The following is a 23,551-nucleotide window of genomic DNA, read 5'->3' on the forward strand; positions in this document are numbered from 1 at the left end:
GGCTCCCCGTTTGGTTGTCAAACGTGGCTGGCGAGATCATCGATCCAAAAGGCGCAATCCACGTTCGAAAGGCCCCCACGCCTCGTGGTGCGATTAAATACATGATCAAGGGAATCGACCCGTTCTATGCTGAGGTCTACCGCATTCGGCCAAGCGACCAGGGCGAGGTCATCGGAAATCGTTCTGGGTTCTCCCGATCGCTCGGACCCAAGGTCAAAAAGGCATTGCAGGCTGAGGGACGCATGAAGCCCACACGCCGAATCGGACCGCCGCGCAAAGGGGCCGCCGTACAAATGGGTGCAAACCAATGAGCCGCAAAAGTCGGAATCGGAGAGGGCCGAGCGAAGCCCGCCGTAGCAACAAAGAAGATCTACCACAGCCGCCGTCGGTCGTGGTGATCCCATCGCCAACGGGAGAACTATCGGGCGACGCTTACGCGATAGCCGCAAGAGGCCTGCCCTTGACGGAAGCGGAGATTAGAAACAGAGCCGAGGCGTTGCGTCTAGCTAAGGGCGACTAGACCCTTTTGCCCAACTTGGCTTCGACCCTCCTGCGAAGGCTCCCACGTCTTTGGGTTATGAGTGCTTCGCGATCTGCTCGATGACATAGGCGGGCGTCCCGATCGATGCAAGGTCGTCAACGATCTGCATCTCATCGGCCGCCTGATTATACCAAAGGAAACCCTTGGTCGTCTCTCGGCCGAGCGTCCATGCTGGCCGGGGTGGCTGTTCGCGTTCTTCAGGCGTCGAATGCTCATCGCAACGACAACGCTTCCAGCCGTTCGTCGACCGCATGTGGCCAGGCAGCCCGCACTCTTCACAGGTTACCCGTGAGCGGAACTCGGCAAGCATCAGCATCGGCCGGAACGTGTCCGCGTAAATACCGACATATCCAGTCTCGATCCGCAGCGCTCCCATATCCTGCCGAACAGAGAGGATACGAAACTGGCTCATCTCCGCAAGGCCGGGTTCCGCAGTGATCGGGTCCAATAACTTCTCGACGATCCCGGCCCACCCTTCCCCGCAATCAACGCGGGCTGTTTCGGGGAATAGGGACGAATGGGAGGCTTTGACCTCGGCAAAAGTAATCATGTTTCCCTCTTTGTGACCGGGATTTCGACAATCTTCGCGCGGTCGAAGTTGAAGTTCTCATAGCGACGGCTACCCATATAGCCGCCTTCGACATAGCCGAGTGGGTTGCAGACTACACGAGTGCGGGTGCCTGGTACCACATAGTCGAACCCCGTATGTGTATGACCGTGAACCCAAAGCTCGGGCTGGAGCTCCTCGATCACGGCCGAAAGGTCCGATACGAAGGCAGGCGTGAGGCCGTCTGTGGCATACTCCGCGGCGATTGACATGCGATGCGGTGCTGTATGCGTCACCACGACCGTCGGACCATCATGAGGGATTGCTAGTGCGCCGTGCAGCCACTCACGGCTCTGGGCATGAAGCGCTTTGGTCTGCGTCGGACGGAAGCGGTAAAACTTGCCGTCCTTGGTCGTCTGGATGACCTTGTAGTCGTTCATCAGCTCGAACGCCTGGATCATCGCAGCCGACGGATCTCCGAACAGCTCGAAGTCCGTCCAGAGGCTTGCGCCGAGGAACCTGACGCCCTGGATGACCACGGCCTCATTCTCGAGGAAGTGGATGTGCGGATACTTGGCTCTTGCCGCCATGCCTCCCGCCATGCTCTCTTCGTAGACCTCACTATAGTGTTCGTGGTTTCCGGCTACGAAAACAATCTCCCGACCCTCGGCCGAAAGGTTCTCGTCAAGCCAACGTAGGCTCTCGGATACAGGGGCGGAAACATCGCCCGCGACAATGACCACACCGACGTCATCAGGCAGCTCGAATTCGAAGTCGAGCGCCCGATTATATCGTAGATGGAGGTCGGAAAAGACGGCTGCTTTCAAGGTGTCCATGTCAGTATCCCAAAAAACCGATCACATCGTCGCCAGAGTATTCGCCGTCGTCATCGAGGGGGGCAAACGCGTCGCCCGTATCGGTCTCGATGAGTGCTCGATCCCCTTCCCTCACATGGGCGGCGATCTCGTGTCTTTGGCATTCAGCAATCGCATCGTCTGCCGTTACCGTGGCTTCGATTGCTTCCCAATAACGCATTGATCTCTCCTAGCGTGTGATGTCTTCCCAAGCGACGGCAAGGAAATCGAATTTCTCCAGCTCGGCCCCGATGTTGAGTTTGATGTCGTCGGTGATCGGCCCGCGCATAAACCACTGCGGCCCGTTCTCGCCGTCCAAGCGGTGGCGTTGGAAGCCGTGGCTGCGCAGGATCAAGGCGAGGAGCGCCATGTCGGCGTCGCTATACTCGATGTGGCGGCAAATCCCGGCAGAGCTTACCGAAATGACGGTGGTGCCGTCCCGGTTGTCGAAGGTCTGGAAGTCGACCGCCTTGTGGGCTGCGCCGACATAGGCATCCATCCAATCGGGATTGACCGCCTTCTGCTCGGGGAAGGCATGCAACAGCGTTAAGGACAGGCGGCTTCTTGCCCTCTGGATCAGCGTCTCTGCCTGCCTGATCTCTTCGTACGCGGCATTGTACTGCTCGGCCCAAAACGGACGCTCCACGTCGTTCGGCAGATCGTCGCGTCCGGGCATGGCCTCAAAAAGAAGGTCGGAGTGCTTCTCGATGAGGCTGCCGCACTCGATCTCGCCCAGCCCGGTGATCATTGCCGCCAACTGATCTTCGGCGCGCGGATATACTACCGCTTTGATCTCTCGAACGAGCTCGGCAACATCGACCACATCCGAGGTGGGCTGCTGGAAGATCGGAAACTGCAGGATGTTCGACATGATACTCTCCATGGACGAAATGGGATCAATGGGTGGTGGACTTGCGCTCGCCACCAGCTCTGAGGAAGGCCAAGCCGTGCTCGATCGTCATCCGGGTTTCGATTGGGCCACCCTTGATTGCGTCCGCGATATTGGCCTCCCACTCTGCCACCATGGCAGCCTTGCGGGTCTGATGCTTGGCGATGAAGCGCTGGCGGATCGCCTCTTTACGGGCCTTGTCGTGCTGGCTCATGACGGCTCCTTTGGCTCAAGGCGATCCTCGGTGGCGAAGTGAGCGAGGGGATCGTATTCGACGAATGCAAAGCCTTTGGTCATCAGGCGGTTCCCTCCTGCCGAGCAATCCGCAGCTCTTCGAGGTGGTTCTTTTCTTCCACCTCTTCGAGATGGAGGGCGAACAATCGCGGAATCAGGCAGATCGCACCCTCGTAATCCAACTTGCCGAAAGCGAGGGCTTCAAGCCAATTGCGTAGCAGCATGAACACCTCCTTAGAAATCGCGCTTACGGGCAAGACGCATTGCCTCTTCGTCCGTCAGGCTACCCACGGGCGGCTTGCGAGGGATGCGGAACTCATCAGCCCTTCCTCGCACCCGATCCCACACCAGATCCATGAACACAGAAAAGAGGATCACGAGGATCGTCGCGGCCACCAGGAGCGCAAAGAAAACCACCCCCCCGATCAGAGACAGCACCGCCAAGACGACAAACCATGGTCCCCACAACCAACTCGGCTTATGGAACTTCGGATATAGCGGCAGGGGCAGGTTGCGATCTGAGAGTACCATTTTATGGATCATCTCGGCGCTAGCCCACAGGCCATCGCTCTCACGCTTGAGGCCCTGCATGACGAGGGTCGGAAAAAGGATCGGAATAGTCTTCACGGTCTGCTCGACATAAACGTAGCGCTCACCGCCATGCTCGATCACGCTGTCTGCTCCCATCTTGAAAAGGTCGGCTGCGATTGTGGTGTCTTCCCCGACCCGATAGTCGGACACGGCGAAAAACATGCGCTGACAAGCGTCCGTCAGGCAGCGGCGCTGGAGCCATGAAAGGTGACTAAATTTCTTACCGCCGGACATACGCAGGAACTCCTTGTTGGCTCCCTATAATATAGGACCCACTGGGTCACCATGTCAATGAATTGCTATTGAATCTCAAGGCTTTTCGTGAATTATCGAGGCTTCTATTCCGGGCAATTTTATCGATCTTCTGGCCCTAGTCCCAATTCACCGGGCGCGCCTATGGCGAGCGCCTGTCTGACCGTGAACACAAGAGGTCCAGATGGTGAAACGCCAGAAACATGTTTCCAAAAGCGGGCACAACTGTTCCAAAATAGGGAGAACAGAGTAAGGCTGCGACCATGGAAAAGGCGGCCCGAAAGCCGCCTTGCCATCCGCGGAATGTCGGTCTTAGAGATCGAGCTTTTTGGGCTTCTTCTTGACTGGAGCCTCCTCGACTGGCTTGGGGGCTTCGGGCGTAGGCTCAATGGCAGCAGTCTTCCCCTCGTCGATCCCATCCTTCCCCGTCCCGACGGAAGGGGCCGCGGCGGTTTGGCTCTCCGCTGCGGGTGCGGCGAAACCATCCGAGGGCTCCGATGCCAGGATGTCGCCAAGAGCCTGTTGGTTCGCCACTGCTTGCCCTCGGTTATGCAGCTCAGTTGCGGCCTGCTGCTTTCGAGCCTCGGCAGCCGCCTGATAGGCCAGCTCCTCAGAGGTCGGTGCTTTGTTGGCCTCGTTGTAAAGCTGCGTAAAGTTCATGGTCGCCAATCTCGCATCCTTCCCGATGAGGTAAGCGATCTCGCCTTCCAGCAGCTTGCATTCCGCGAAGCGCTGCTCACTCGTCGTGGGATCGAGGCGCTTGTCAATGCAGGTCGCGAGTTGCGCGTCCCCCCTTGCCATTTGGGCGGCTTTATCCTTGCGGTAGGCTACCTCCATCTGGGCTTCGTACGGGCGGCATTCGGTCCACTTCGTTCCCGGAATGGTGATTGCCTTCTTGATGCAGCTCTCAAGTGTTTTCTCGTCGAGTGCCTTGGCAGCATCGGCTTCCGCCAGGGCCTTCGCCTTGGCAACATCCGGATCTTGCAGTTTCGTGATCGCACGGATCGCTTCGGACGGCTTCATCCCCAAGTCTACGGCCTTCCAGACGCGGTCGGCTGTTTCCATGGGAACGTTGCCCCAGAGACGGCCATCCTCATCGATTAGATCGCGTCCGGTGGGCTCGACTGGTACCTCGATCGGTCCCTTGAGGCCGATAGCACGGTAGGCATCCGCCGCCTTCATTCCGAGCCGACCCAAGGCGACCGCCTTGTCCCGCTGCGCCGGGGTAACCTTACCCCACGATTTGTTTTCGTTGTCGATCAGTTCGACAGTCGCTTCCTCGGCTGGCGCTGGCATGGGCTGTTGCTGCGCAGTGGAGGCGGTTGTACTCATGTCGAGGGGATCCGCCGCCTGGGCTTGCGCCTCCCGTTCCGGAGCTGCTGCATTCCATGCCACCATGTCCTCGGCCGACGGCCTACTCTCGGGGATCGGGACTACAGCTGGGAAAGGGAGAAAGGCGACAGCGTTGTCACGGGTCGGCCGCCCCTTGTTCCTTGCCGCCTGGTTTGATTTTCCCTGACCGCGAATGGGACTACCGTCGACGCGCCCGATCAGCGTGTCTCCTCTTCCCGGGTCCCTGTTACTTGGACGATGGCCGCTGTTTTTCGCAGCCTCACCAAGAAGCAGTGCTGCTCCGCCGACGATCATGCGGGCCACATCGTTGGCGCTTGCGGGACCTGCAAGAGATGACGCGATAAGAAGGGCTACTACAGTAGAGGTGATGGTCTTCTTCATGGTTACATCTCCCGCTCTGCGGTAGTGGCCTTTGCAGCTTGATTGTTGACTTGCCCTGCGGCGCGAAAATCAGCAGCCATGCTTTTGAGGCCGTGTGCTTTCGCGGGCTGCACCAACTGCATTGGCTGCGTGGTCTGCTTAGGTTGTTTATTCGGCGCGGGCATCATGGCTTCGATCTCCCGAACTCGGACCATGAAGCGCCGCTGCGTATTGGCAAGCGGTTCCTTTCTCATCGAACCGTCATCAGCCTTGCGGACGAAGAAACCGTTCTTCACCGAGTAGGTGGCATCGCCCTGACGGAGGGAGAATTTGGGATCGGTCGCCATCATGTTGATGGCAATCAATGCGTTCGTATTGAGCTGGGCAAGCTCTGCGATCTCATGACGCTTGGCCTGTTCGAACGACATTTCGAATTTCCTGCCGTTGTAGTCGGTGTGAATGACATTGCCTGCCTTGTTCATCTCGTAGCTGGCGACGATCTCCTTGCCATCGAGACGATAGGCAATGCGCTCGATGGAGACGCCTGCGCCGCGCTTGATGATCTCGTCGGATGCAAGCTTCACCTTAGTGTCGTAGTCGCTGAGACGGACAATCGGGCTTTCGCTCGTCAGCTTGGTGGTCGCAGCTGCTTCCAGCTGCTTAGCCTTAGGCCGCGTCGAGAAATCGGGACCGCGGGGTTTCAAGAACGCTGGAGCTTCCTTGGCGGACTGCGCGGGGCCGTCCACCAACGCGGTGCCATCGGCAATCGGCGTGGCTGTTGCGGCCATCGTAGCCGTGAGATCGAAGTGATTGCTCGAGGCAACTTGCTGCACAGCAACGGCGGGCCTCGCCTGCCCGATCACTGCAACGCGGACATCAAAGGTGAGATCATCCACGCGATCGTCCATATTTTCCGCCTGGGCGCGATCTGGCATAGCCTCGAAGCGAAGTACCTTGCTCTCGTCAGCCTTGGGAAGCTCGGCAACCTGGCCTTCCGTCGGGGTTTCCATCGACGACGTGATTGTCGGGTTTGCCCACCAGTATTCGCGGGCCTGGTGCAGCGTGTGGCTCAAGTCGTTCAGCTCGGAGAACAACTCGCCTTCGGGTTCGAAGCCGTTCTCGATCTCGTCCGCGATTTGCAACATCTTCTCGTCTTCTGATTTCTGGCTGGAAAACAGAAGATCCACCTGTTCGGTTGAAAGCGCCGGGGTCTCGCCGCGCTTGTCCAAATCATGGACGGAACGCATGTGCGCATCCGCGAACTTCTCGAAGACCTCATCGAGTTCGGCATCGGAAATGGGCTGGGCTGGGCCAGATTGATGGGCGACGATCTCGGTCGTGAGGTCTTCGGCCCTCCACTGCGAGATCACCACGTCTTCGAAGTCCGCATAGGTCAGAATATCGCCGTCAAGCGTCCAGACACCATCACGATAGAGCTCACGGATACCCGCAACGGTGCCAACCTCTTCGCCCTGCAATTGCTCAAGGGCATACTCCCGAAACGAAAGTTGCGCGGCAGCCCGCTCCTCTGGAGTGAAGTCCTCCTCTGGAAAATGCCCATACTCGCCGTGTTCGCGGCTATAGGCAGGCGTGCCGGGAACGAACTCGTCTGGCGTGTTCTCAATCGTCATTCGGTGGAAGTAGGCACGCTCGGCCGCCTTCCATGCCTCTTCGGAGACATCTGCGGGGCGCTCCTCACCTGCGTCGATCATATCATCGAGGGACCTCTTTGGCCCCAGACCCTCGTTTATGTCCCCGAGAAGATTATCGATCTCGACGGAAGTGCGGTTCGTAGTCATGTGCATTCTCCTGCTACGCATTACGGGAAATAGGGAATGAACGGATCTCACTGGCGGGAGCCGTCATCACGAATAATTCGCCGTCATGGCGTGAGCGGGTGTTCTAACCATCTACATTGATGGTCATGGCCGAATCAAAAACGGCGGCATTTGCTGCCACGGCAGAAATCGTCGGGGCAATGATAGCGGCCAAGCTCGATGATCGGCACGCGGTCGTCACGCAGCTTGTAGGCCTGGTCCCGAGGGCATTCGAGCAGTGTCGTCACTATTGCTGCATTCCCCTCGACTGATCCGATCCCAAGCCCTTCGACTTAAAATGATCGGCTTGCTGGCGATGGGCTTCTTCGGCATTCATGCTGTGAATGCCATTGCCGTCACGATCTGAGATAACGAGTTTGTCATCCTTCAGACGATACTGATTGCCGTTGCGATCCGTGATCGGCTGCTGGTTGCCGTTGGCCTGACGCTCACGCAGCGCTTCGACAACCGTCTGCCCCTGCTTCGGCTGGCTACCCGCCGCCTTGAATGCAACGGCCTCATCTTTGAGCGTTGGCTTTGCCTGCGAATTTGCGTCCCGTGATTGACGCCAGCCATCAAGCGAGGCCATACCCTTGAGTGGGCCATTCAGCGCCTGATCGACTTCGTTCGAATGGGCGACGGCGTGCGAGCGGAATTTGTCGCGAACAGCCTGCATGTCCTCGCTCATCTGGCGGGGCTGCTCCTCTTGAGGCGGTTGGCGGTGGGCAGCGCGATCCTGCTCCTCGAGGCCGCGAGCCTCTGCCTGCACCCGCTCACGTCCTTCGCGAGCCTGACGGCTCTCCTTGGGCATCGTCTGGTCGCCATAGGCGATGATGTATTCCCGCTGCTCTTCTTCCTCCCGGGACTGTCCACCCATGTAGGTCCCAGGCTTGTCAAGGCTCGGAGTGAAAGCGCCACGGCCTGCCGCCGCCGACCTCCTTTGATCGTCGTCCAGGTCGCTGTCGTCGTCGTAGGTAAAGCCTCCAATCTCCGCGTCAATTTCTCCCATCGGAGGCTGATGGTTGTCATTGCGATCATCATCGTCGTCGTAGGTGAAGCCACCTCCGCCAAAGCCAGGTCCAGGCATTCGATTAGTCTCCCTTGTTTTTACTCATTACTACTAGAGGGATGCAAAGGCCGAGCTAACGCAAAAGGTGAATGAAACCTTTGCGCGATTAGCGGCGAGGCTCTGGGCCACGGATAAAACGATCGGGATCATATTTTCCATCGCCGTAGCATGCGAAGGTAACCCCGTATTTCTTCCAGCAATTCTGGAGATTACGGTTCGCCTGCTGCGAAGCCACAAAGGTGGCAAAGATCGGCACGAGGATGATGGCGAAGGCGATAGCACGCATTAATTTTGCCCTCCAGAACGGCCAAAATTCAACGGCTACAATGTATAACCCATCGGGTTCCAATAGCAACAAAATAATGTAGTAATATCAATAATTTCGCTACACTCGCAAACCTTTAAGCCGCAATAATTTCAGCCCTAAAATGCCAACATTTTGGAAGGTGATTTGTTAATATTTTCCGCCTCTCCGAGTCTTGTTTCGGCCCTACTCCCGGCGCAAAAAAGGGGGCCGTTAAGCCCCCTTTCCGGTCGTCTTCATCGATCGCCGCTTAGGCTGCAATGTCGAGGTCGATGATGTCCATGCGGTCACCGCCAGCTCGCTGAATGATTGCAAAGGCCATGCCAGAGCCGACAAGGAGTTCGTCCGTGTCGATCTTCGGACGGATTTGCAGTGATCCCGTATAAGTCGCACGGTTCTGATCTTCTTCACGCATTGCCATCGACTGTGCGTTCTGGCTAGCCCCGCCGTCCCCGGTGTCAACCGTTCCGTGGCCAACCGGATTCGAAGCCCGCTGCCACATCGCCGCAAGATGGCTTGCACTATAGGGCGCTGCCTGCTCGGTCGAGGCCGTAAAGGTTTGCGGGAACAATCCTTGGAATCCGTTGACCGAGATACGGGGCTGGCCGCCATTGCCGATCTCGAACTGTCTGGTCGCTTGCGTGGCATAGAAGTTTGGTTCGTATTCCCAACCACGGGCGACCTCGCCTGCCAGCTGTTTCACGTATTGCAGCGTTTCGACTTCCTCGGTCTTCAAGATGATCTTGGAGCGCAGGAGGTTCATCAGATTAGCGGTCGCCTCCTTACCGATAGCCTGATTTAGAGCGGCCACCGATTGCGTAGCCGCAACCAAAAATACACCTGTCTCGCGAGCTATATTCCAGAAGGTTGTATCGGTGTCAGGACCGACGGTTGCAAGCATCTGGAATTCATCCGCGAACAGAGCGCAAGACGTATTCTGACAACCTTCCGGATCTGTCTGGAGGCGGCGCTTGGCTAGGATATACAGGCGGGTCTTGAGCCAGCAATTCACGACTTTGCCTGCCATACCATGCTCAGTTTCCCCGATAGCGACGAAAAGGATACCGCCTTTGAGTGCATGATCCACGTCTACCATGTTCTCGAAGGCTCCTGAGCAGAAGCGCTTGGATACGTCAGGCGCACCGGAAAGCTTGCCGAGAACGGACGAGACGTTCGCGACGATCGAGCCCTTGGTAGTGTCTGCGAGTTTGAAATGGGAATTCGCAAGCCAGTCTCTCGAGTCCGAAGCGGCACGGAGGACTTCTCGCTCCTCGGTCGTGAGGCTGTCTTCGTCGAGGTCATCGAGGAACGCGCCGATCAGTTCGAATGCACCCTCCATGGAAGACTGCTCAGATGCCAGACGCGCAATGCCGATAAGAGAGTACGGCGCGTGTCCACGACGGCGCTTCCACTCGTCCAGCGTCGGTTTATGCAGGTGGAGTGCACGTGCAACAGCGGCCGAGTGCATGAGCAACAGCGACGCGCTTTCCGGCCAGAAGCTGTCTTTCGTCTCGCCGTTGATTTGGCCAGCCACCGCTTTGAACGTGGTCGAGATCTCGAGCGGGCTCATGCCTTGGCAGAGATCAAGGCCGAACTGTCCTTCACCCGTGCCAAGGATCGCGGTATCCGTACGGTCGGCGACAACAGGCGCGAGGTCCTTCCACAAGGTTCCCTTGCCGTCCGTTACATAGGCTCCAATCCTATGGGACGGACCCCAATTGGCCTTCATGATGCGTTTGAACAACGGGCGCATGATCAAGCGGGTCTTGCCCGAACCAGTGCCACCGCCGACCAGCGTGTGTTGCCGAATGCTCTCGCCGTCAAAGGACACGATTGTCCCGCGATCCGGCGCTTCCATGTCGCCGCGGCCTCGGATCAAACCCGTAGCTTCGCCGACTGCGATGATCGGCTGGTCCTTGAGGCGATGGCAGGCGTTGTCCACCTCTCGGCAATAGGCGAGATATTGGTTTTGGCGGGTAAGGAAATTCGATTTCCAGAACACTTCGGAGTCTCGCGTTGCCACCCGGTAGTTGGCGGACGCGGTATTCCAGGCGCTATTCATGGCAGCCCCGAAGGCAAACAACCAGAAGAGCGGGAATGCGATAAGGCCAAGGCCCGACATTATGGCAACCTGCAGCAGAAACGCGAGGCGTTCGATCACCGTCAGAATCGACCAGGCGGCGATAGGCAAGTAAGCGCCGTTGTCCCACGCCCACGTAGGGAAGGGGGTGTGCGGACCGAGCAAGGCAGAAAGCCCGCGGCCAGCGTCTACTGCAACAAAGAACATCGGGATCGCCACGATCAGCAGTGTGAGCGAAAGCGCATGAACTCCCGAGCGGACAAGCGCATTGCCGACCACTTCGTCGGTGATCTTTGCTTTCGCAAGTTCGGCAACTCTGCGGCCATTGAGCAGGCGGCCATCCCAAACAAGTTCATGTCGAACGTCGTCGGGTATGTCTTCCCAAGCGGTCGGGAAGATGTCGCGGGGATATTCGTTCTCGGCGTGAGCTAGCAGATCGCCGCGAAGCAGCGGATCTCGATGCGTGGCGAAGAAACCATCCGAGCGGCGGATCAGCCATCCGGACATTTTAGAGACAAGTCTGTCGAGCCGCAGTAGGCGCGCAACAAACCAAGATGCGGAATTCACGACCCGTCTGATCGTTCGATAGATTAGCAGGAACGGGTACGTGAAAAAGAATGCGATGAGCCCAAGTAATTCCTGCATGGTCTTACTCCTTCGGCTTGAGGGTTTTGATCGTTGCGACGGTCACATCACTCCACCGTCCGGCCTCACGGGTCTGATTGCTGCACTGCTTAACGGCAGGGCCAACCAATGAGGCGCAATTGCCACCGCGAATGATGGTGAAGGCCCAACGACCTTCGACGTAGGCGGACACGATGATGTCGTGGCCGTTTTCGGGGATCGCGATGACACCGTTCCGCAGCTCGGCTGACTTCTCAGCGAAGGCCTTCGCGGGACGGGTTATCATCGGTTGAGTTTTCAGCAAGGCAACCTGCTCCCATGCTGCACCATCGGCCCCATACTTGGCGCTGTCAGCGACGACAGCCGCGATCAGCGCCTCATGATCGGCAACAGACAGGCTCTCGGGAGTAGGGGCATAGCGGCCGAGCCAAGCCAGATCGGGGCCAGTTCGAAGACCCCCGCCAATGTCGAAGTAGGTGTCTGGATTGAAGGTCAGCATCTGCTGGAATATGCCACGTTCGTCAAAATACATGAGACGAGGGCCGAAGGCGGCGATCTTGCCGTTGAACATCAACAAGGTGAGGACGATCAATAGCAGCCACAACCAGATGGCAGGAAACTTGGTCTTCTCGAAGATGTATTCCAGGCGGCCAATAAGGACATGCCCACGAGTAGCGATCTGGGTAACATCCCAACGGGGATTGATGCCGTCGGGATATTCCTCGGGCTTCGCCTGGCTATCCCGTGTCGTGGGCGACCCTGCGTTGGTTGGCGAGCCATCGATCGCTGGCACTTCATCGGCAGCTATTACATTTCGCTGGTGTTCGGTCATACGGTTTGCTCCCTTGCGATCTCTGCCCGCAAAGCTTCTTCATTTTCGGTTATGAGCTGCCGGATGACTTCCGATACCGATGCTTGTTGCATCGACCCCCGCATCATACGGGCTGCGGCCACTTGCTTTAGAAGGCGGGCTTGATCGGGGGGCAAAACAAGGCTTGTCGTCATGTTTTTGCTTCCCGTTGGTAAGATATTGCCTCGCCAACATAGGGACCCATCGGGTTACTTGTGAAGTAGCCTGATATCCACAATCGCACTTGAGCCCGAACGCGGTAACCGACACCTTAACACGCCTAATCCGGGTTGATTCAAAGTGAAACAACCGTAAAGATATCCAGCGGATTTGGATTGCAGTGAGGCTGTAGCCAGGCAAGTCCTCGGGGCGTGGGATCACGTCCGAAGTCCGCACAAGCGACCAAGGAGCCAAGATGTGGTGGAAGAAAAAGAAGGAAAACCAGTTTCTTGCTCTACTGGCGCTTGATGACCTTTCATTCGCAAGAGCAGTGTCCAAATTCTATACTGAGATCGATGCTGCAACGCGGGCGCATAGTTTGGTCGCTTATGTAAACCTCCTATCGACCCTCTCCGGGGTTGCAATGGCCGCGAAGCATCACCAGCTGGAACCAACCACGATTGAAGATTTCATCCGGGTAGCAGTCGAACAGCTCGAGAAGAATAAGAGCGATGAGATAAACTCGCGAAGATGGGCGTGGTTTGTCTTTGCGGCTCTGTTGGCCCGCGTTGAAAAGCGCGCGCAACAGAAGGTGGAGATCACTGAGATTGGCGCTGCCATCTGGTGCCAACTCGCGGAAGACGCACCTCGCCTGAAAGTTCTTCTGCCCGACAACGTTGTCTGGACACCCCATGAGAAGGAATGGTTCGACCTCAGCCTTTCGGACCGGGAGCTATCGCAAAGCGTAATCAACAACACCATCCCGAGACCTTTTGTAGCTGGCGATTTCGTCGCTAATTTTTGTGCGGAAAAGAACTGGCTATTTTGGCCGTCGAAAGCGAGAATCGGAGTTGTCCCTTGAACATCGATCCCAAGACGGCCGTGGCTGCGGTCAAATGGGAGTATACTAGGTAAAATTACTTTACTTACCCTTGGGATAGTGGACACTCGTGGAAGAGGTGCACAATGGCGAAAGATAAATCAATAATTGAGGGACGCCTCCTAAGTTTGACCACATTGGATGCGGCTGAGCTTTCTAAACTTTTGGAAGAGAAATGGGGAGTTTCCGCCTCCGCACCAGTAGCGAAAGCGGGGGAAGAAGGGTCTTCTGGGGTTGCCGCAGGAGGGGAGGCCGAATTCGACGTAATCCTGACTGAAGCGGGGCCGAATCGGATCAATGTTATCAAAGAACTCCGCGCCATCACTGGCCTGGGTCTCAAGGAAGCAAAGGACCTTGTCGAAAGGGCCCCGCGGGCCGTTAAGGAAGCAATCTCGAAAGCGGAAGCAGCCGAGATCAAAACCAAGCTCGAACAATCCGGTGCCCAACTTGTAGTCCACGGATCGAGAGTTGCTGTCATTGAGGTTTTGCCCGCTGAAGAGAACGCTCCAGAAGTCATGAGTGAAGAGGACTGGACGGCTGCCCGCAATCTTGCGCTCGAAATGCTAGGCGCAAATGAACTGGAACCAGTCGGAAAGCAGACTGAATTCATACGCGAGGCGATGAAACGGGCGGTGGCACGAGATGATGTTTAAGAAAAAGGTAGCGGACGCCGCACGAGAGATTGCTGATACCCTGCAGATCGTTGAACAGGTCAAGGAATTGAAAGCAATTCAGAAAGAAATGGCGGCGACGATAGAGGCTTTAGGCCAAGACGTTCGCGATTTGAGACATGAAATGAAAATGATGGGTATCGAGAACAAATTAGATATAGTGAAGGAAACCCACGCGATCTTGCATGCCGCTGCAGGTGATTTGAATTCTCGAATTGAGCGCGTCACCTCGGATGTAGCTGTCATGCGGTCGGATTTTGGCAAGCGTCAGATAGATCTATCGCCGAACACCAAATTGCTCCCAGATCAGGATGGAAATTGAACTGCTTCCATGCGAGCTAGTCCGATCCTAGTGCCCAATAAGGAATACTAACGATTGGATTAGAAGTTGTTCGGGATAAAATCATCAAGGTCCATGCGTATATGGCAAATGAAATCATTCGCCGGATGGCGATCTGCAGTTTCATAAATGTTGAAGCATTGAGAGGAACCGGGCGCATGCGTAGCGCCGAACCAACGCAAGTGATGTTTATCGCCCCTTTGTGTTACATAATCTTTCGTGGTGACGAATATACCTATTTCATCATACAGTGTTCGTGCTTCATCGCCACTACACCAAAGAGTAATTTCTGGAGATGTACTACCGTCTATTGTAGTTTTATTTACCCCATGGCTAATTGCTACTTCTAAGCACGCCTGTAGAGCCGCTCCAATGGCTGTTTTGCTAGCCGCGACATGCGGCTGACTACACAATCCGAAACCCATTACTACAACCGCCACAACTGTTCGCTTCATAAGGAGCCTCCGTAATAGCAGAGTTACTTTTCCTCATTTCAAATTAATTGTCGAGCTTAGATAAAGATTAACAATTTAATTCATAACGTCCGATAAGGAATGTTATCGGAGGCCAAGGCGCGAAATTTCCATTTGAGCGATCTGCACCTAAGGGAACTTAGCTACCACAGCAGGCTGGTAACTCTTGTTCTACGGGGGTTCAGTAGGATCGCTGCAATACATGCTAAGCACTGCAAGCGAACACGCCAAGGTTCGCAAAACTAGACTGAGAATAGAGCGCTGTGACAGCGTGGTCTGAAAAGTCCAGTACGAAATTCGAAAAAAGTTCTTGACAGGCTTTACGGCTAGCGGTATGTTCGGACCATAGGATAATTCCGTAACCCACAGTTGACTACCCCGGTGATATGCGCTATATATAGGCATGTCAACGGTTTTTGGCGTTTGCCTCAAACAATCCCAAACACCGACAGACTTAGGATCCGCTAGCTACCGCAAGCGGGAAAGAGAGGTGCTATGTGAGACTGAGAGGTAAATTTTGGAAAAGCTACAACTGGGGTTCGTGAATAGTTCTGCTGAAAAGTCACTCAAGAAACTTCCAAAGGAGATCGGCCTTCAGTTCGGCGTCGATCTGCAGAGGGTGCAAGAGGGCAAAAACCCCCTATCAGATTTCAAGTATCTTACTGGAATCGGACCTGGGGTGATCGAGCTAATCGAAAACGGAAGTCCCGCATTTCGGTGCGTCTACTGCGCCAAGCACGGAGACAAAGTCTTCGTACTGCATGCCTTCACGAAGACCACGAATGGGGTCGACAGGGCGGCGATGGAAACGGTGAAAGAGCGCTACAAAGCGATGATGGCATTGGTAGCGGAAGACGAAAGGAAGAAGAGGAAAAAGTAGAAAGACATCTGAGGCCGCGTCAAGCGGCCTCTGTCATTTCAACAGCGCAAACAACCTTGTGCTGGTCGAAAGATGGTTTGAAACGGACGCCCAGGCGCGCGAGGTAACCTATGAGCCTGTCTGCGGAGAACAAGTGAATTTTCCCGCGCATTAGCTCGCTAACTCGGGGCTGTGGGATACCTAATGCCTCTGCCAAATCGGCCTGTTTCCAGCCGCGATCCTCAACTAGATCGACGAGCGCGGAAATCAAACCAGCTCGGAAGCTCAGGTCGGCCGCTTCATCCTTATCGTCGACGAGAGCCTCGAAGACGTTATCGTAGATTAAGCGTTCCATATCATTTTCCCTATATACTGAAACCAGTATGTAGTTCAACTTGACCGTAGCGTCAAGTTCAATCTCTAAATTCTTTCAATGTAATATAAGGCGCTCTTTAAGACGAGGCGGCCACCCGTTCAGGGGACCGCCAGCAATTTCTCAGTCACATCGACAACATCACTCATGCTCCAGACAGCGTCTCTCGCCATGAATCGATAGCTGTTGGTATGTTCGATATAGGTCGCCCCTGCCCTGATCGTGGCTGCGGATATCAACGCCGCCCGGGTGATTTTGTAATCATCATCAAAGAGGACGACAGCCAGTATATCGAAACCGTTCAGATCACGGATTGCAGAGAGCTGGCGAGACTTATTGCGCTGATGAATGCGGCGGCCTTTGATCTGATATTTGATGCCCGCGGCGTCGATGGCGTCGTAGCTTTTGACCGAATTTGCCGCCTGCTGCCAGCCAAATGCAGCACAGAAGAGGTATTCCGCCAGGTCTCCCGTGGGATTGTTGGCACTCCTGACAATATTCCGACTGCGCAGCTCTTCCATGATCGCCGCGTGCGTCGTCAATAGCTCCGCTGTCGTCTTACCTGTGAAATCGTCCATCATCTGACTTCTACATCCGGCTCAACCATTAGCGGAAATCTCGTCCGTCGGCTCCCGAAGCTCCTCAACAAATAAGTGCCCCGCATCACTTGACGTGAAAGCAACCCAACTCCGCAGCCGTTGTCAACGGCCAGGCTTTCGTACGACATCCTAGCAATCTTCTTTGCGCAACTATCGCAAACAGCTTGTTCACTTTTTGTTCATATGTTATTTAGAGAAAATCTGAGGCGGCGAGGCTGGTTTCATGTCCAGACTGTTTGCAGTCGCGCGGACGGCCGAGGAGATCGCGAAGCATTTCGATGTCGATGTGTCATCTTCGGTCTCCGTCCCGAGCGAGACAATCGAAGGAACACCGGGCTTGATCGTCCTCGAAAAGGACGGCCTTCGACTGCTGAAATCGGTGTCTTGGGGCTTTCCACGCCAGACGCGGGATATGCAATTGAATGGTGAGCCGCCGGGTCGCATCGGTCTGGTTGCTGACCTGACAAATCCTCTCTGGGACCACATCGTCGTCGATCCTCGATATCGTTGTCTCATCCCGATTACCCATTTTGCCAATCCGGATGGGCCAAAGGGGCGAAAGACCAGAGCGTGGTTCACGAACTCGAAGGAGCCTTTGCTGGCTTGGGCGGGGTTCTGCCGGAACACTCAAGAATTCGGTCCCGTGTTTGCGGGTATGACGATGACGGCCAACGAGCTGGTGCGGCCGTTCAACGACCGCATGCCAGTTCTCCTTAAGAAGTCGGAATGGGATCTCTGGCTGCACGGGAACATAAAAGACGTCATCGCATTCCAGTTCCGTGAGCCTTTACCGTCGGATGAATTCGAGGTGTTCCAAACTCGCGATCTATGGAGGAGCGGAATGCCTCCACGCTCGAAATCTTTCCTCCGCCGCGAGTCCATGCCAATCTAGTCCCGCTTAACGCGCCCTCTGCTCGAAAGGATCGCAGCAGCATGTGCAATTTGTATACGGTTCGGAAATCCGCAGACGAAGTTGCCCGCTATTTTGGGGTCGCTAACCCGGTTCAATCGAACGCGCCCGAGGAGGTCTATCCCGGCACACCGGGAATTGCCGTCATCGAGCAAGATGGCGCTCGGGAGATGCGGTCGATGACCTGGGGCTTTCCGTTGCGCCTCAAGACAATGAAGCCCGATGCGAAGCCGATACCTGTGAACAACATCGCCGACTTGACGAAGCCAATGTGGGTCGGAGTTGCGCGCAAGCCTCAGTGGCGCTGCCTCATCCCCGTTACCCAGTTCGCCGAGGCGGAGGGCCCGAAAGGATCAAAAACCCGCACCTGGTTCAGTCTTCGCGATGAGCCGATTTTCGCATGGGGCGGCCTCTGGCGGGTGTCCGACGAGTGGGGACCAGTCTATTCCGGAGCGATGACGGACGCCAACGAAGCCGTATCGCCCGTACACGACCGGATGCCAGTGCTTCTTCACCCGAGCGAATACGAGCAATGGATGAAGGGCAGTTTCGAGGATCTGGTCGCGCTCCAGAAACGCGTATTTCCTCCCGAACTAATGGAGATCGAACGGACCCGCGATCTGTGGGTGAAGAAGAAGACGCCAGACGCAGGGAATGCCTTGCTGTTGTAGGATGTCCTACCCAGAGGAGGGTCGCCTTTTCCTCGGATAAGGTTCCCTGCCCTGTGCCTTCGCAATCTTCTGCCAATCCCTACCACCCATGCCGGGTATCCTGAGAGATTCCACAACAGAGAGATGAGCCATATCGTTCACCGTCTCGTAGCTCAACTGGTTGAGTTCCGAGAGAAGCCATGGTTTCAGTTTCAAATCTGAGAGTTTCGTGTCCATAAGCGGAAACTAATCATCGGTTTCGCCCCATGACAACTGATGAATTATACAGTGAATGCGACGGGCCTTGGGTCGAAAGAAAATCAAGCCCCTTCCTAGCGACAAACCGCTGTAGTCCTGCCAAACGTCATATTCTCCCAAAATATTGCTCGGCGACTCTTCATTCGTTCTTCGACCTACAGATTTGATTCATCTCGGTAATTTCAAAATCCCTAAAATTAAGGGAATAAATTCCTGCATTGACTCATCTTGACTCAATTCTTGTTTGGGAACAGAACGGGAACATAAATCATTTATGACGACATCAGGTCGTGTTTCCACCCCACGAACCGAAGGATTCAGTGAATAATGACGGCTGCCCGTGAGCACGTCATATCGGATCTTCGTACCCGCATCGCAGCACTTGAGCGAAGCGTTGCGCGCAAGGCCGACTGTCTGCCGTTCGGAGTTCGCGAGATTGACGCCGTTCTTCCCGGTGGTGGCCTTGCTTACGGGGCATTGCACGAGTTCGCAGGAGGAGGCGCTGGCGTCGTGGACGGCGCGGCAGCAGCCTTGTTCGTGGCCGGAATTGCCGCGCGGACCAAGGGGAAGATCGTTTGGTGCCTTACGCGCCCAGACCTCTTCTTTCCTGCTCTGGCTCAAGCTGGCCTGCACCCGGATCGGGTCGTCTTTGTCGAGGCCGACAGGGAGGAAGATGTCCTAGCGTCGATGGAAGAAGCCCTTTCATTTGGCGGCCTCGGCGCTGTCGTCGGCGAGATCGTTCGTCTGCCGATGGTCGCCTCTCGACGCCTGCAATTGGCAGCGGAGAAGACAGGCACCATGGGTCTCGCCGTCAGGCGCTGGCGCAGGCAGACGGAAGCGTCGGATTTCGGACAACCGACCGCGTCGACGACACGCTGGAGAGTTAGCCTACTGCCATCTGAAGAGCTGCCCGTTCCGGGTATCGGCAGGCCAAGGTGGTTTCTGGAGTTGATGAGGGTGAAAGCAGGCGAATGCGCAGAGTTTGTAGTTGGAGCGTGTGATGCCTCGGGTCGTATCGATATTTCTACCGGACCTGGCGACCGACAGGATCAGACGGGCAAATCCCGCCTTTTTGCCTGAGCAACCGATCGCGGTCATTGCCAGAAGCGGCTCCAAACGATGGGTGTCCGCGGCTGATATCTCAGCGCGGGAGGCGGGTGTTCGTGTTGGCATGAAGGCGGCCGAGGCGCAGGCACTGTTCAGGGAACTCCTGATAATCGAGGCCGATCCCTCTGCCGATATGGTCGCTCTCGAGCGGATCACGCTTTGGGCCCTCACTCAGTATTCACCGATCGTTGCGATGGATGGTTCCGATGGGATCGTCATGGATACCGAGGGTGCGGATCACCTGCAGGGTGGAGAATTGCCCATGCTGACCGGGATCGCCAACCGTTTTCGGGCGCGGGGACTTACACCCCATGTGGCTATCGCCGACACGTGGGGTGCGGCTCATGCCTGCGCGCGCGCCACCAATAGGGAGATTGTCATCATCCCGTCTGGGGAGACGGCCCGTGCCGTTGAGCATCTGCCGATCTCGCGCCTTCGGCTGCCGGACAAGATCGTTGGAGATCTACGGGTGCTTGGCTTCAAAACCATCGGCGAATTGTCTGCGACGCCTCGTGCGCCGTTGACGCTTCGCTTCGGCCCCGAAATCGGAAGACGGCTGGATCAAATGTTCGGCCGGGTCGGAGAACCTATCGACCCCATCCGGACGCCCGAACTGATCGAGGTCAGTCGTTCCTTTGCCGAGCCCATCGGTGCTGCGGAAACGATCAACAAGTATGTCGAACGCCTTATCGTGCAGCTTGTCGCCGAGTTGGAGTGCAAGGGACTGGGTATCCGTAGAACCGACCTCATTGTCGAGAAGGTCGATGGCACAAGGCAGGCCATACGAGCAGGAACGGCCAAGCCTGCCCGCGACGTCGCCTGGTTGACCAAGCTGTTCCGGGATCGCACCGAAAAGATCGAACCGGGTTTCGGGATCGAGAAATTGACCCTCGTCGCTGTGTTTTCTCAGCCGCTTGAGGAGGAGCAACGATCTTCCGATCTGATGATCGAACAAGACGATGACATCACACCGCTGATCGACGTGTTCGGCAACAGAGGGCAGCGCGTCTATCGTGTTGCCCCGATCCCCTCCGATGTTCCTGAACGCAGTACAACGCGGATTGGAGCTGCCGCCCCAGATGTCAAGGCGACGTGGCCCAGCCAATGGCCACGGCCGATACGACTGCTCGCTCATCCCGAACAGATCGAAGCCATAGCGCTGATGCCTGATCATCCACCTGCCAGCATTACGTGGCGGGGAAAGCGACGAAGAGTAAAGCGTGCTGACGGACCGGAGCGGATTTTTGGGGAATGGTGGAAGCGTGACAGCGAGCTGGAAGCGGTGCGCGATTACTTCGTCATCGAGGACGACGGCGGTGAGCGATTCTGGATCTATCGCAGCGGTGACGGCGTCGATCCAGAGACGGGGTCGCATCGCTGGTTCCTGCACGGGATCTTCGCATGACGTACGCCGAGTTGCAGGTCACGACCCATTTCTCCTTCCTTCGCGGCGCATCTTCTGCCGACGAACTATTTGGGGCCGCAAAGATGCTTGGAATCGAGGCGCTTGGGATCTGCGATCGAAACAGCCTCGCTGGGATCGTTCGCGCCTTGGAAGCATCACGGGCGACCGGACTTCGTTTGGTCGTTGGATGTCGCCTAGACCTGCAGGATGGCATGTCAGTTCTGGTGTATCCGACCGACCGCGCGGCCTACTCCCGCCTGACCCGGCTTCTGACCCTCGGCAAGGGACGCGGCGGCAAGAATAATTGCATTCTTCATATCGAGGATGTCTCTCTCTACGCGGAAGGTCTGATCGGGGTCCTCGTGCCTGACCTTGCCGACGAGGTCTGCGCGGTCCAGCTTCGGAAATTGGCCGATATTTTCGGAAACCGGGCCTATGTCGCCCTTAGTCTGAGGCGACGCCCGAACGACCAGCTGCGGCTGCACGAGATTTCGAATCTGGGGGCGAAGCATAAGGTCAGGACCGTCGTCACCAACGACGTCCTCTTTCACGAGCCTAGCCGCCGACAGCTTCAAGATGTTGTCACCTGCATCCGCAACAACACAACGATAGATGAAGTGGGCTTCGCGCGCGAAAGGCACGCGGATCGGTACCTGAAACCGCCTGAGGAAATGGAGCGCTTGTTCCCGAGATATCCTGAGGCTTTGGCAAGGACAATGGAGATCGTCGATCGCTGCAAATTCTCGCTGGAGGAGCTGACCTACCAATATCCCGAGGAAGCAATCGTAGAGGGGATGGATGCCCAGCAATCGCTGGAGCACTATGTCCGTCAATCCATCCCAAACCGTTATCCAGAAGGTTTGCCCCGGAAGGTACTCCGGTCTGTCCGGCACGAACTCGATCTCATCAAAGAGATGAAATACGCGCCGTATTTTCTGACGGTCTTCAGCATCGTTCGGTTCGCCCGCAGTCAAGGGATCATCTGCCAAGGGCGTGGATCCGCTGCCAACTCGGCGATCTGCTACATCCTCGGGATAACATCCATCGATCCCGAAACGAATGATCTCCTATTCGAGCGCTTTGTTTCCAAGGAGCGCGATGAGCCGCCTGATATCGACGTCGACTTCGAACACGAGCGGCGCGAGGAGGTCATTCAGTGGATTTACAAGACATACGGTAAAGACAAGGCCGCGCTCTGCTCAACGGTAACCCGGTATCGGGCAAAGGGCGCAATCCGGGATGTCGGCAAGGCGCTCGGCTTACCCGAGGACATTATCAAGGCACTCTCCTCGGGGATGTGGGATTGGTCCGAAGAGCTGGTGAGTGAGCGTAGGCTCAAGGAACAGGGCCTCAATCCAGATGATCGCCGACTGGCTCTTACACTCAAACTGGCCCAGCAGCTCATGGGCGCACCTCGACACTTGGGACAGCATCCGGGTGGGTTCGTGCTGACGCATGATCGTCTGGATGACCTTGTACCCATCGAACCAGCAACCATGGTCGATCGCCAGGTGATCGAATGGGACAAGGACGACATCGAAGCTTTGAAATTCATGAAAGTTGATGTGCTCGCCATCGGCATGCTGACCTGCATGGCCAAAGCCTTTGACCTCATCAGGCGGCACAAGGATGTCGACCTCGATCTGGCGAAAATCCCGCAGGAAGACCCGACCACCTACGCGATGATCCGCAAGGCCGACACCCTCGGCACCTTCCAAATCGAATCTCGCGCCCAAATGGCGATGCTTCCAAGGTTAAAGCCACGGACCTTCTATGATCTCGTCATTCAGGTGGCGATCGTTCGCCCCGGCCCGATCCAGGGCGACATGGTTCATCCTTATCTGCGCAGGCGAGAGGGCAAGGAGGAAGTCGAATACCCGACTCCAGAATTGGAGGCCGTGCTCGGTAAGACCCTCGGCGTCCCGCTATTTCAGGAGAGCGCGATGAAGGTCGCGATGGTCTGCGCAGGATTTACAGGTGGCGAGGCCGACCAACTCCGTAAGAGCATGGCGACCTTCAAGCACACGGGCGGCGTGTCGAAGTTCAAGGACAAGCTCGTCTCGGGCATGGTGGACAATGGCTACACGCCGGAATTCGCCGAGAAAACGTTCAGCCAGCTCGAAGGGTTCGGCTCCTATGGTTTTCCCGAAAGCCACGCAGCATCCTTTGCGCTGGTTGCCTATGCCTCCAGCTGGGTTAAGTGTCACCATCCCGACGCCTTCTGTGCGGCGCTTCTCAATTCCCAGCCCATGGGTTTCTATGCCCCTGCCCAGATCGTTCAGGATGCCAGACGGCATGGGGTCGAAGTCCGACCCGTTTGCGTCAACCGATCCCGCTGGGATTGTACGCTGGAGCCTATCGAAGGAAGTGATCGTCATGCCGTTCGCCTCGGCATGCGCATGGTACGAGGTTTAGCGGAAGCTGACGTGGCACGGGTCACCGCTGCTCGCATGGATCTGTCCTTCGAAAGCGTCGATGACATGTGGCGTCGATCCGGAGTAC

At 56.4% G+C, this 23,551-nt stretch carries 28 protein-coding genes and 1 pseudogene; 10 read left to right on the top strand and 19 right to left on the bottom strand.

Annotated features, from left to right (window positions below):
- The first annotated feature begins 23 nt into the window (after window positions 1-23).
- The gene (locus AC1RO0_RS29665; protein WP_498596117.1) at window positions 24-311 is read left to right on the top strand and encodes a hypothetical protein; all 288 of its coding nucleotides are present in this window, start codon (window positions 24-26) and stop codon (window positions 309-311) included.
- Window positions 312-575: 264 nt separating this feature from the next.
- Here AC1RO0_RS29665 and AC1RO0_RS29670 read toward each other — a convergent pair whose 3' ends face one another.
- The 15 genes from AC1RO0_RS29670 to AC1RO0_RS29740 all read right to left on the bottom strand — a co-directional run bounded on the left by AC1RO0_RS29670 (window position 576) and on the right by AC1RO0_RS29740 (window position 12,520).
- A complete protein-coding gene (locus AC1RO0_RS29670) occupies window positions 576-1,091 on the bottom strand; it encodes a hypothetical protein (protein WP_498596118.1) in 516 nt (171 codons plus the stop codon).
- The gene (locus AC1RO0_RS29675) at window positions 1,088-1,924 is read right to left on the bottom strand and encodes a metallophosphoesterase (protein ID WP_498596119.1); all 837 of its coding nucleotides are present in this window, start codon (window positions 1,922-1,924) and stop codon (window positions 1,088-1,090) included. Before AC1RO0_RS29675 ends, AC1RO0_RS29670 begins: the two co-directional genes overlap by 4 nt.
- A 1-nt stretch (window position 1,925) precedes the next feature.
- Complete coding sequence (locus tag AC1RO0_RS29680; RefSeq protein ID WP_498596120.1) at window positions 1,926-2,123, bottom strand: hypothetical protein; 198 nt, start codon at window positions 2,121-2,123, stop codon at window positions 1,926-1,928.
- A 9-nt stretch (window positions 2,124-2,132) separates the two neighbouring features.
- Window positions 2,133-2,813 (bottom strand): hypothetical protein, encoded by a 681-nt coding sequence (locus tag AC1RO0_RS29685; protein ID WP_498596121.1) that lies wholly within the window; start codon window positions 2,811-2,813, stop codon window positions 2,133-2,135.
- 25 nt (window positions 2,814-2,838) lie between these two features.
- On the bottom strand, window positions 2,839-3,045 hold the full coding sequence (locus AC1RO0_RS29690; protein ID WP_498596122.1) for a hypothetical protein: 207 nt from the start codon (window positions 3,043-3,045) through the stop codon (window positions 2,839-2,841).
- A gap of 82 nt (window positions 3,046-3,127) precedes the next feature.
- Window positions 3,128-3,289: a hypothetical protein gene (locus AC1RO0_RS29695; protein WP_498596123.1), complete on the bottom strand. Its 162-nt coding sequence runs from the start codon at window positions 3,287-3,289 to the stop codon at window positions 3,128-3,130.
- Between the two features lie 10 nt (window positions 3,290-3,299).
- The gene (locus tag AC1RO0_RS29700) at window positions 3,300-3,890 is read right to left on the bottom strand and encodes a hypothetical protein (protein ID WP_498596124.1); all 591 of its coding nucleotides are present in this window, start codon (window positions 3,888-3,890) and stop codon (window positions 3,300-3,302) included.
- A gap of 330 nt (window positions 3,891-4,220) precedes the next feature.
- A complete protein-coding gene (locus AC1RO0_RS29705) occupies window positions 4,221-5,642 on the bottom strand; it encodes a hypothetical protein (RefSeq protein WP_498596125.1) in 1,422 nt (473 codons plus the stop codon).
- 2 nt (window positions 5,643-5,644) lie between these two features.
- Window positions 5,645-7,420, bottom strand: a complete 1,776-nt coding sequence (locus tag AC1RO0_RS29710) for a hypothetical protein (RefSeq protein WP_498596126.1) — start codon at window positions 7,418-7,420, stop codon at window positions 5,645-5,647.
- Window positions 7,421-7,554: 134 nt separating this feature from the next.
- A complete protein-coding gene (locus tag AC1RO0_RS29715; protein WP_498596127.1) occupies window positions 7,555-7,686 on the bottom strand; it encodes a hypothetical protein in 132 nt (43 codons plus the stop codon).
- Window positions 7,686-8,525, bottom strand: coding sequence for a hypothetical protein (locus tag AC1RO0_RS29720; RefSeq protein ID WP_498596128.1), 840 nt, complete (start codon window positions 8,523-8,525; stop codon window positions 7,686-7,688). The genes AC1RO0_RS29715 and AC1RO0_RS29720 overlap by 1 nt, the downstream gene beginning before the upstream one ends.
- Before the next feature lie 88 nt (window positions 8,526-8,613).
- Window positions 8,614-8,793, bottom strand: coding sequence for a hypothetical protein (locus AC1RO0_RS29725; RefSeq protein ID WP_498596129.1), 180 nt, complete (start codon window positions 8,791-8,793; stop codon window positions 8,614-8,616).
- Window positions 8,794-9,061: 268 nt separating this feature from the next.
- The gene (locus AC1RO0_RS29730; protein ID WP_498596130.1) at window positions 9,062-11,536 is read right to left on the bottom strand and encodes a type IV secretory system conjugative DNA transfer family protein; all 2,475 of its coding nucleotides are present in this window, start codon (window positions 11,534-11,536) and stop codon (window positions 9,062-9,064) included.
- Between the two features lie 4 nt (window positions 11,537-11,540).
- Complete coding sequence (locus AC1RO0_RS29735; protein ID WP_498596131.1) at window positions 11,541-12,347, bottom strand: hypothetical protein; 807 nt, start codon at window positions 12,345-12,347, stop codon at window positions 11,541-11,543.
- The gene (locus tag AC1RO0_RS29740) at window positions 12,344-12,520 is read right to left on the bottom strand and encodes a hypothetical protein (RefSeq protein WP_498596132.1); all 177 of its coding nucleotides are present in this window, start codon (window positions 12,518-12,520) and stop codon (window positions 12,344-12,346) included. Before AC1RO0_RS29740 ends, AC1RO0_RS29735 begins: the two co-directional genes overlap by 4 nt.
- Window positions 12,521-12,780: 260 nt before the next feature.
- Between AC1RO0_RS29740 and AC1RO0_RS29745 the strand changes: the two genes are divergently transcribed.
- The 3 genes and pseudogenes from AC1RO0_RS29745 (at window position 12,781) to AC1RO0_RS29755 (ending at window position 14,397) form a co-directional block, all read left to right on the top strand.
- On the top strand, window positions 12,781-13,386 hold the full coding sequence (locus tag AC1RO0_RS29745; protein ID WP_498596133.1) for a hypothetical protein: 606 nt from the start codon (window positions 12,781-12,783) through the stop codon (window positions 13,384-13,386).
- Window positions 13,387-13,490: 104 nt separating this feature from the next.
- Window positions 13,491-13,862, top strand: a pseudogene (rplL, locus tag AC1RO0_RS29750) (50S ribosomal protein L7/L12); the annotation flags it as partial.
- A gap of 184 nt (window positions 13,863-14,046) precedes the next feature.
- Window positions 14,047-14,397 carry a hypothetical protein gene (locus AC1RO0_RS29755; RefSeq protein WP_498596134.1) on the top strand — a complete coding sequence of 117 codons (351 nt, stop codon included), beginning with the start codon at window positions 14,047-14,049 and terminating at the stop codon, window positions 14,395-14,397.
- A 59-nt stretch (window positions 14,398-14,456) separates the two neighbouring features.
- On the opposite strand, the gene AC1RO0_RS29760 is transcribed toward AC1RO0_RS29755, so the two are convergent.
- Window positions 14,457-14,870 carry a hypothetical protein gene (locus AC1RO0_RS29760; protein ID WP_498596135.1) on the bottom strand — a complete coding sequence of 138 codons (414 nt, stop codon included), beginning with the start codon at window positions 14,868-14,870 and terminating at the stop codon, window positions 14,457-14,459.
- Window positions 14,871-15,405: 535 nt separating this feature from the next.
- Here AC1RO0_RS29760 and AC1RO0_RS29765 point away from each other — a divergent pair.
- Entirely contained in the window at window positions 15,406-15,768 is a 363-nt protein-coding gene (locus tag AC1RO0_RS29765) for a type II toxin-antitoxin system RelE/ParE family toxin (protein WP_498596136.1), read from the top strand.
- Between the two features lie 19 nt (window positions 15,769-15,787).
- On the opposite strand, the gene AC1RO0_RS29770 is transcribed toward AC1RO0_RS29765, so the two are convergent.
- Window positions 15,788-16,102 (bottom strand): helix-turn-helix domain-containing protein, encoded by a 315-nt coding sequence (locus AC1RO0_RS29770; RefSeq protein ID WP_498596137.1) that lies wholly within the window; start codon window positions 16,100-16,102, stop codon window positions 15,788-15,790.
- Window positions 16,103-16,221: 119 nt separating this feature from the next.
- Entirely contained in the window at window positions 16,222-16,701 is a 480-nt protein-coding gene (locus AC1RO0_RS29775) for a hypothetical protein (protein ID WP_498596138.1), read from the bottom strand.
- Between the two features lie 241 nt (window positions 16,702-16,942).
- Between AC1RO0_RS29775 and AC1RO0_RS29780 the strand changes: the two genes are divergently transcribed.
- Window positions 16,943-17,611, top strand: coding sequence for an SOS response-associated peptidase family protein (locus AC1RO0_RS29780; RefSeq protein WP_498596139.1), 669 nt, complete (start codon window positions 16,943-16,945; stop codon window positions 17,609-17,611).
- Window positions 17,612-17,652: 41 nt separating this feature from the next.
- Window positions 17,653-18,300 carry an SOS response-associated peptidase gene (locus AC1RO0_RS29785; protein ID WP_498596140.1) on the top strand — a complete coding sequence of 216 codons (648 nt, stop codon included), beginning with the start codon at window positions 17,653-17,655 and terminating at the stop codon, window positions 18,298-18,300.
- Window positions 18,301-18,306: 6 nt separating this feature from the next.
- On the opposite strand, the gene AC1RO0_RS29790 is transcribed toward AC1RO0_RS29785, so the two are convergent.
- Window positions 18,307-18,516: a hypothetical protein gene (locus AC1RO0_RS29790; protein ID WP_498596141.1), complete on the bottom strand. Its 210-nt coding sequence runs from the start codon at window positions 18,514-18,516 to the stop codon at window positions 18,307-18,309.
- 348 nt (window positions 18,517-18,864) lie between these two features.
- Here AC1RO0_RS29790 and AC1RO0_RS29795 point away from each other — a divergent pair, with 348 nt between their 5' ends.
- From AC1RO0_RS29795 to AC1RO0_RS29805, 3 genes are all read left to right on the top strand, one after another.
- Entirely contained in the window at window positions 18,865-19,617 is a 753-nt protein-coding gene (locus AC1RO0_RS29795) for an ImuA family protein (RefSeq protein ID WP_498596142.1), read from the top strand.
- Entirely contained in the window at window positions 19,538-21,049 is a 1,512-nt protein-coding gene (locus tag AC1RO0_RS29800) for a Y-family DNA polymerase (RefSeq protein ID WP_498596143.1), read from the top strand. The genes AC1RO0_RS29795 and AC1RO0_RS29800 overlap by 80 nt, the downstream gene beginning before the upstream one ends.
- On the top strand, window positions 21,046-23,551 hold a 2,506-nt coding region (locus AC1RO0_RS29805; protein ID WP_498596144.1), incomplete at its 3' end, for an error-prone DNA polymerase. The genes AC1RO0_RS29800 and AC1RO0_RS29805, both read left to right, overlap by 4 nt.

Source organism: Rhizobium sp. GW821-FHT14E12, from assembly GCF_058803745.1.